The sequence below is a fragment of the Pseudomonas sp. genome (assembly GCF_050739995.1).
In the GTDB taxonomy this organism is placed as follows: Bacteria; Pseudomonadota; Gammaproteobacteria; order Pseudomonadales; family Pseudomonadaceae; genus Aquipseudomonas.
Genome location: NZ_JBOICG010000576.1, coordinates 1 through 2,584 on the forward strand (window position 1 = coordinate 1; position 2,584 = coordinate 2,584).

The 2,584-nt window shown below is 61.6% G+C and carries 2 protein-coding genes and 1 pseudogene; 2 read left to right on the forward strand and 1 reads right to left on the reverse strand.

All coding sequences use genetic code 11. The annotated features are described in order from the left end of the window. Positions 1-57: 57 nt before the first annotated feature. Positions 58-735, forward strand: a complete 678-nt coding sequence (locus tag ACRESD_RS19240; protein ID WP_431752356.1) for a sterol desaturase family protein — start codon at positions 58-60, stop codon at positions 733-735. Continuing rightward, complete coding sequence (locus ACRESD_RS19245) at positions 732-1,832, forward strand: SMP-30/gluconolactonase/LRE family protein (RefSeq protein ID WP_431752357.1); 1,101 nt, start codon at positions 732-734, stop codon at positions 1,830-1,832. Before ACRESD_RS19240 ends, ACRESD_RS19245 begins: the two co-directional genes overlap by 4 nt. Before the next feature lie 73 nt (positions 1,833-1,905). Here ACRESD_RS19245 and ACRESD_RS19250 read toward each other — a convergent pair. Then, a pseudogene (locus ACRESD_RS19250) lies at positions 1,906-2,584 on the reverse strand (hypothetical protein); the annotation flags it as partial.

Here is a 2,584-nt window from a genome sequence, read left to right on the forward strand (position 1 = left end):
CACATTCCCTAGCGCCAACTAAGCTCACTTTCCAACAAAAAACCTGAGCTGCCCGCCATGGCCCATCCCACCGAAACGTTTCGTGCCCACTACCGCGCCGACGTCAGCCCGCGTTACAACCCCTGGCTGCATGCCAGTTTCGTCTTGGGCTACGGCATTTTCTGCATCACCGTGGCCTGGTCCTCTACCGCGCATATCACAGCGCTGCAATGGCTGACCGTGCCCTTGACCCTGGTGTTCTTCAACCTCTGCATCTACCTGGTGCACCGCCACCTCGGCCATCACAAGCACGCCTTCGCTCGGCTGTTCTACGCGCGCCATACCGGCGATCACCACAGCTTCTTCACCCCCGGCCACATGACGTTCGACGGCCCCCGGGACTGGCGCGTGATCCTGTTCCCGGCCTGGCTGATCGTGCTGCACAGCCTGGCGATCACCCTGCCCGCCTGGTGGCTGCTCAAGCAACTGAACCCCAACGTCGCCGGGCTGTTTGCCGGGTGCATGATCCTTGGGTATTTACTTTACGAAGTGTTTCACGCCTGCGAACACCTGCCCGCTGAACACCCGGTGGCGCGCCTGCCATGGGTGCGCCAGATGCACCGGCTGCACGCCCTGCATCATCGTCGTGAGCTGATGCAAGGGCGCAACTTCAACATCGTGCTGCCGCTGATGGACTACCTGTTCGGCACCCTGCATTGGGAGCCGGCCACCCACGACAACCAGGAATCGTCATGAGTACCCGTCCCAAAAAACTACGTCATCTGCTGTTCATACTGTTTCTGGCCGTGATCGCTTTTCTGCTGCTGATGCCCACCAAAGTCCAGCCGGTGAACTGGACGCCGCCCAAGGCGCCCTCGTTGAAAGACGGCGTGTATGCAGAAAACCAGCGACTCAAGGCAGTGCAGAAAATCGGCGCGCAGAACATCCCCGGCCCCGAAGCTTTGCTACTGGATGCCCAGGGTTTCCTCATCAGTGGTTTGCACGATGGGCGCATCATCCGCACCTCGCCCGACAGCCAGGCCCTGGAAGTGCTCGCCAATACCGGTGGCCGCCCCTTGGGCATGGCGCTGCACCTGGATGGGCGCTTGATCATCGCCGATGGCGTCAAGGGCCTGCTCGCCCTGGATAGTGCCCGCCAACTCACCACCCTGAGCACCAGCGCCAACGGCGTGCCCTTTGGCTTTACCGATGATGTGGCCGTGGATGCCGCGGGGCGTTATGCGTATTTCAGCGACGCGTCGAGCCGCTGGGGTTACGGCCAGGATGGCGAAGCGGTCATTGAACATGGGGGTGACGGTCGGCTGCTGCGCTACGACTTCAGCAACGGCAGCACCGAGGTGTTGCTCGACCATCTGCAATTTGCCAACGGCGTGGCGTTGGGGCCGGATGAACGCTACGTGCTGGTCAATGAAACCGGCGCCTACCGCATCAGCCGTTATTGGCTCAAGGGCGAACGCAGCGGCAGTCACGACCTGTTTATCGACAACCTGCCCGGCCTGCCGGACAACCTCAGCTTCAACGGTCACGACCGTTTCTGGGTCGCCCTGTATTCGCCGCGCAACCCGTTGCTGGATGGCTTTGCCGGTTACCCCTCACTGCGCAAAGTCATGGTGCGCGCGCTGATGGTGGTGCCCAAGCCCATCGAGCGCAAAGCCTTTGTGCTGGGGTTGGACACCGACGGCAAAGTGATCGCCAACTTGCAGGATGGCAGTGCGGGCAACTATTCGCCCATCACCACGGCACGGGAGTATGGCGACTGGTTGTACCTGGGCTCGCTGAAGAACACGAGCATGGCGCGCCTGCCGTTGACGCTGGCTTTGGCCCACGAATAACCCCCGTGAATAAACCCCGTGAATAAAAAAGGGCAGCCGATCACGGCTGCCCCTCCTGACTCACATCAACCAATCAGTGGATGATGTCCTGGGTGCAAATGTGGCCCAGGCTCACGTACTGAACGTTATTACCGCCCACGCCCACACCGGGGAACTCGGCCAGCTCGATGCGCCAGCCACCCTGGTTGTAGGTGGTCGCCCACTTGTATGGCACGCCGGTGCTGCTGTCGTTGATCACGGTGCTGTAGTCACCGAAGCAGCTGCCAATATTGGCCGTGGCCGAGGACACGCCCGCGCTGTTGGTGGTTGCCTGGTAATCCACCCAACGGTAGTTGAGGTCGACGAAGTGGTTATCCACGCGCAGCACCGGAGTTACGCCCAGCAGCGGTGCGCCGGTGGAGTCCGACCATTTGGTCGACCAGTTCAGCAAGCGTGCAGTCTGCGTAGCCAACGGCATCTCACCGACCGGAACCCGCACAATGTTGTCACCCTTCACCTCATGGGTGTCCAGCCGCGGCGTGGAACCCAGGCTCAACTGGTAATACTTGCTCGGGTCCTGCGTCACCGCTGGGTTGGCCCGCACACGCACCTTGACGGTGGTGCCCGGCGCAACGCTTGGGTAGGTCGAGGTAGACCCGGCCGGCACGGTGATCCAATTCACGCCGTCGAAACGATCAAAGATCCACTGGTTACGGCTGCCGTTCTCATCACCCGCCAGGTACATGCTCACGCTCTGGCCGCGCACGGCCTTG